The organism is Streptomyces sp. NPDC051776, from assembly GCF_040681345.1.
Lineage (GTDB): Bacteria > Actinomycetota > Actinomycetes > Streptomycetales > Streptomycetaceae > Streptomyces.
This window is the reverse complement of record NZ_JBFAYQ010000119.1, coordinates 1-4,547: the sequence shown is the minus strand read 5'-3', so window position 1 is coordinate 4,547 and position 4,547 is coordinate 1. Positions and strand designations below refer to the sequence as shown.

General features: G+C 66.4%; 3 protein-coding genes and 3 pseudogenes. 2 read left to right on the top strand and 4 right to left on the bottom strand.

Annotated elements, in window-relative coordinates:
• Nucleotides 1–217 precede the first annotated feature (217 nt).
• Nucleotides 218–391 (bottom strand): annotated as a pseudogene (locus AB0M26_RS31345) (DUF1918 domain-containing protein); the annotation flags it as partial.
• A gap of 764 nt (nucleotides 392–1,155) precedes the next feature.
• Between AB0M26_RS31345 and AB0M26_RS31340 the strand changes: the two are divergent.
• Together AB0M26_RS31340 and AB0M26_RS31335 are read left to right on the top strand one after the other, a co-directional pair.
• A complete protein-coding gene (locus AB0M26_RS31340) occupies nucleotides 1,156–1,425 on the top strand; it encodes a hypothetical protein (RefSeq protein ID WP_365266313.1) in 270 nt (89 codons plus the stop codon).
• 475 nt (nucleotides 1,426–1,900) lie between these two features.
• Nucleotides 1,901–2,179 (top strand): hypothetical protein, encoded by a 279-nt coding sequence (locus AB0M26_RS31335; RefSeq protein WP_365266316.1) that lies wholly within the window; start codon nucleotides 1,901–1,903, stop codon nucleotides 2,177–2,179.
• Here AB0M26_RS31335 and AB0M26_RS31330 read toward each other — a convergent pair.
• The 3 genes and pseudogenes from AB0M26_RS31330 to AB0M26_RS31320 all read right to left on the bottom strand — a co-directional run.
• A pseudogene (locus AB0M26_RS31330) lies at nucleotides 2,071–2,370 on the bottom strand (diadenosine tetraphosphate hydrolase); the annotation flags it as partial. The gene AB0M26_RS31335 and the pseudogene AB0M26_RS31330 overlap by 109 nt on opposite strands.
• A gap of 68 nt (nucleotides 2,371–2,438) precedes the next feature.
• Nucleotides 2,439–2,609, bottom strand: a pseudogene (locus tag AB0M26_RS31325) (IS5/IS1182 family transposase); the annotation flags it as partial.
• Nucleotides 2,610–2,706: 97 nt separating this feature from the next.
• The gene (locus AB0M26_RS31320; protein ID WP_365266310.1) at nucleotides 2,707–4,014 is read right to left on the bottom strand and encodes a hypothetical protein; all 1,308 of its coding nucleotides are present in this window, start codon (nucleotides 4,012–4,014) and stop codon (nucleotides 2,707–2,709) included.
• Nucleotides 4,015–4,547: the final 533 nt, after the last annotated feature.

Here is a 4,547-nt window from a genome sequence, read left to right as displayed (position 1 = left end):
AGTTGCCTGCGCGTCACACCCCTCTTCCTACCCGATGCACCCCTCCATACAGATCCGGATCAGCAAGATTGATCACGACATCACACAGGCCCTAGCACATGCAGGTATTCACCGGGCGGAACGCAGGCACGAGAGGGTGCCTGGAGCGGCGGCCAACACCAGCGACTGATCCACCCAGGTCAGGCTGACGGCGACGCCGATTCTCGGCGTGGAGGGGCTGAACCACCGTGTCCGGGCCGGGACTCATGACCGTCTCGTGACCATCCTCAAAACGGACCCGGTACGGCGGACCCCCCTGCTCACCCAGCACCTCAATGATCTCGACCACCCGATCATGCTGCCCAAGGACCCGCCCATGCACGAGAAGTCTGTCACCTACGTTGGCCTGCACTGTTTTCCTCCTCGCTCGCCCATGCCCGATCAGCAACCGCACCCGTGTAGCCGCCGGCCCGATTCGGTCTACCCTCTTTGCACGGTCCTTGCGAGAACCACACCCGAAGATCCCCCCAGACCGGCGAATCAAGCGCAAGCGGTCGGGCCATGGCGCGTGACCTTCGCGGCTGCGGGGGCGTCGTCCCATGAGACACGAGCCCGTCCCCCACGTCACTCGTGTGCGGCGGCCCCCTATCCCACCCGCCCGGAAATCGGGGGCCGCCATCGCGCCGCGCCGGGCTGATCCTCGTCACCGCGACGACCCGCGGACCGACCCAGCCCCTGCAGCCGAACGGACCGGTCGCTGCTGTCCAACCCAAGCACCGACGGCGCTGCATGCTGCGGCGCTCGCTCCGCCACTACATAGCTTCCGGGCACACCATCACACTCACTCTTCGCGGCCTCCCGGGCTCAGGCCGTCGGCAAGCGCGCCTGGGCAAACCGCCCAGACGCCCGGCGACGAAGCCCCGAGGAACGGTGGGATCCAGGGGCTCCTGCCGCGCAGCCGGGCACTTCCCAGGAGACCGATCGCCTGGCAAGGCCCGAAGGCGCCCACTGCTCCCCACCCGCCTCCTCGTCACTCCTGGCATTCACCCCTACAACGCCCCGTTCATGGCCTGCGAGGCGCCTCTCCACCGGGTGGGGTGGCAGATGGAGTTCTGGTGGCCCGAGGCGGGCCCCGCCCCTACGGTCAGGGTGTGAGCATCGGGATCCCGAGTCCGGTTGGAAGAGCGGCTGGCGGCCGACTACGCCCAGCTGCTGGCCAGGGTCTCCGCCTGCGCCCGGGCCGTGGCGAACGGTGACTGGACCCTGGCGGAAATCAGGGCCAACGAACTGGCGCGAGCTGCGCTCGCCCTCGAAGAGACGGTGGGGATGATCGGGGCAGCCAGCGGCGTAGTGGCGTCCCGGACGGTGATCGAGGAAGTACTGGAGCGCTCCGGAGCGGACCCTGTGGTGCGGGCGTTGCACCGTCCCGCCGGCCCCGACCTGTAGAAGCCGCCCCCGGTCACGGCCGATAGAGCTTGGCTTCCGAACTCGCCGATGGAGTGGCTCCCGCCACCCGCGACGAACAAAGACCGCGCACTTCTATGGAGCAGCGGGGTGCTTGGCCCGCGCGTTCTCCTTGGACCGCGCGTTCTCCTTGGATTCGACAGGCTGTCGATGTGCTGCCGCGGCATGTGTTTCGCCCCGGGCCGGCTTTGGCGCTGGAACGGGCGTACTTGTGTGCCGGTGGACCGGGACGCCGATGAGCAGCGGTGGGCTGGTGAAGTGTATGCCGGGCCCGATGATGCGGCCATCACCCAGGTCGTGGAAGGGCTGCCGGCTTCCACCCTGTCGTGTGAGGCCGTGGTCGTAGACATGCTCGCCTCGCTTCTGCTCGAGCCGGGCCAGCGTGTCCTGGAGCTCGGGGGGTGCCGGCACCGGGCGCAACGCCGCGCTCCTGGCGCACCGTGCGGGAGATGGGGTGGTGACGAGCGTCGAGGTCGACGCCGACCTCGCCGCCACCGTGCGGGAGCGGCTGGAAGCCGGCGTAGACGTCGAGGTGGGGGACGGCGCGGCCGGCTGGCCGCAGGGCGCGCCGTATGACCGGGTCATCTCCATGTCACCGTCGGCCGGCGGCGCAGCAGTGCGCGTCGGTCAGGTCCCCGATCGCAGCCGGTCCAGCTCGCTGCCGATCGCTTCTCGCAGCGCGTCGTGCTTCGGACCGAGCCTGAACTGCTCCTCGCTCCACCGTTCACGGGGGTAGAGCCACACCGGGGCACCCACCGCGTCAGCTGGGTCCCACTCGAACCGCGGCCAGGCATGCGCATGCAAGAACGGGTCCGTGTTTTCCCAGGATCTCCAGGTTGACCCGGCGGAAAGCCGGGTCAGCCGGAGACAGGCACGCTCGACCGCTTCATCGAGCTGGTCCATGTCAGACAGGAACGACAGTCGCTTCGTGGCTGCCGACTCCCGGCCCGCTTTGCCTCAGCCTCGAGGCTGAACGAGCCCGGGCCCGCCCGTCGACCGCAGCCGAACACCAGCACCTGGACGAGCTTGTCGAAGACGACGCGGTCGCCGATCCGCCGGCGATGGCAGCCCAGCGGGTGAGACGGGTCGAACGCAGCACGCTCGTGAAGCGGGGCGACGAACTGGACCCAGAACGGATCGGTAGGCCATGAGGGCAGCGCGAGCACGGAGCCTCCACGATCACGGAACGTAACAACTCACATGATCGCGCAGGACCGTGCCCGCCCCGTACCCCCCACCCCACAACGCCTACCGCGCACGCTCTTATCGGTGGACCGTAGCGATGTTGGTGGAGTGGTCTACGGCGGTGCAGTGCGTTTGTGCGTGGCTGCCAGTGTCGGTGAGGAGGGTGAGGTTGTTGGGGTTATTGCAAGTGCTGCTCTGTCGGCCTTCTTGTGCGGTGTTCTGCTGGAAGAGGTCGGTGGTGGCTGAGCCGCCGGTGGCCTGGGCTCCTCCACCAATGTCTGCGGTGCCCAGATTTGCGGAGCGGTCCGCCGCCTTACAGCTAGCCTTGTGACGGCCGCCAGCTGCCACTGTCACGACCCCGATCTCCACCATCTCGTTAGGGTTGTTGCAGTTGTTGTTCTGTCGGCCTTCTTGTGCGTTGTTCTGCTGGCTTACGTCGCCGCCGGTGCTGGATCCGCCTTCGGCTCGGGCGCCGCCCCCCTTGATAAACGTGCGTTTGTTGAGGGAGAGGTTCCGGTCCACGCAGCGGCCCTCCAATCGGCCGCGGCCCATCAGCAAGATTACTGAGTTTTTGAGGTTGTTGCAGTTGTTGTTCTGTCGGCCTTCCTGTGCGGTGTTCTGCTGGCGCACAGATGCCGCTACACCGGTGCTGGATCCGCCTTCGGCTCGGGCGCCGCCGCCCTTGACAAACGTGCGTTTGTTGAAGGAGAGGTCCCGGCCAACGCAGCGGCCCTCCAATCGACTGCTGTCCAGAACGATATTCCCCCCACCGACGTTGTTGCAGCTGTTGTTCTGTCGGCCTTCCTGGGCGGTGTTCTGATGGAATACCCCTGCCCCTCCTTCTGAGCCGGTGCTGGATCCGCCTTCGGCTCGGGCGCCGCCGCCCTTGATAAACGTGCGTTTGTTGAAGGAGAGGTCCCGGCCAACGCAGCCGCCCTCCAATCGGCCGCCCGTCACGTCGAAGGGCGGGTTTCTGGGGTTGTTGCAGTTGTTGTTCTGCCTCCCGCGCTGAGCGGCGTTCGTCTGATTCACGTCCAAGGCGGCCGAATCGCCTCGGACTTCTGCAGGACCGTAGTGGATGCGGGAGAACGCGGTGAGAGAGTCGTCGCGGGTCACACACCGGCCCGTTGCCCGGCTATTGGTGAGCGACACCCCCGGCGAATCCAGCCTGTTGGGGTTGCTGCAGTTGTTGTTCTGCCGGGAGGACTGCACGGTGTTCTGCTGGGCGACAGTCCCGCCGGCGGTGGAGGATCCTCCCTCCGCCCTGGCCTTCGCTTTCTCATGGATTGGGCCGGTTCCGGCGAACGCCGTCCCGGCCCCGAGTGCTGTGCATCCGCTGACGGCCAGGACCAGCATCGTGGCTGTCGCGATTTTGTGTGCCCACATACCGGAGCCCTCCTTATGCCTCGTTAGTCGGCCGAGCTGTTGCTCCTTCCTCAACTTCACTCCGACCCTTCCCGTCATGGGCCCCGGTTGTTTTCCCACACCAACGGCCGATTTCGCGCCTCGACCCTGGCGGTTCGGATACTACCTTCCTAGCGAAATAGAAGAGGATTCTGGGATTTTTATGACAGGAGAAGTGGAGGACCGGAGGTTCGGATTTGCATTGACGAGCCACTCCATATTTCTTGGTGATGATTCCGGCCTCGCAAGTCCTGCGGAGCCAACTGTTTTGGACTGTCGCTGAGCTGGGTGTTGGCCCCGCCGCTACGGCACCACGTCCGGGACGAACTCCAGCCAAGGCAGTGCACAGCTGCACCGCGGTGCCCAGCACCGGCTGGGGCGCAGAGATCTCCGAAGGAACGCCTCGTCGGCCCTGGTGTCCTAACCTCGCCGTTTCGGTTGGGGTGATGAGGCGTCGTTGAGGGGGGAACTGTCGGGTGGCCGACAGGATTTCGGTGTTCGGACATGGTGGAGAC

Excerpts from the sequence above, each read along its gene's own strand:
- AB0M26_RS31320 (WP_365266310.1), bottom strand. The coding sequence starts at position 4,014 with ATGTGGGCACACAAAATCGCGACAGCCACGATGCTGGTCCTGGCCGTC.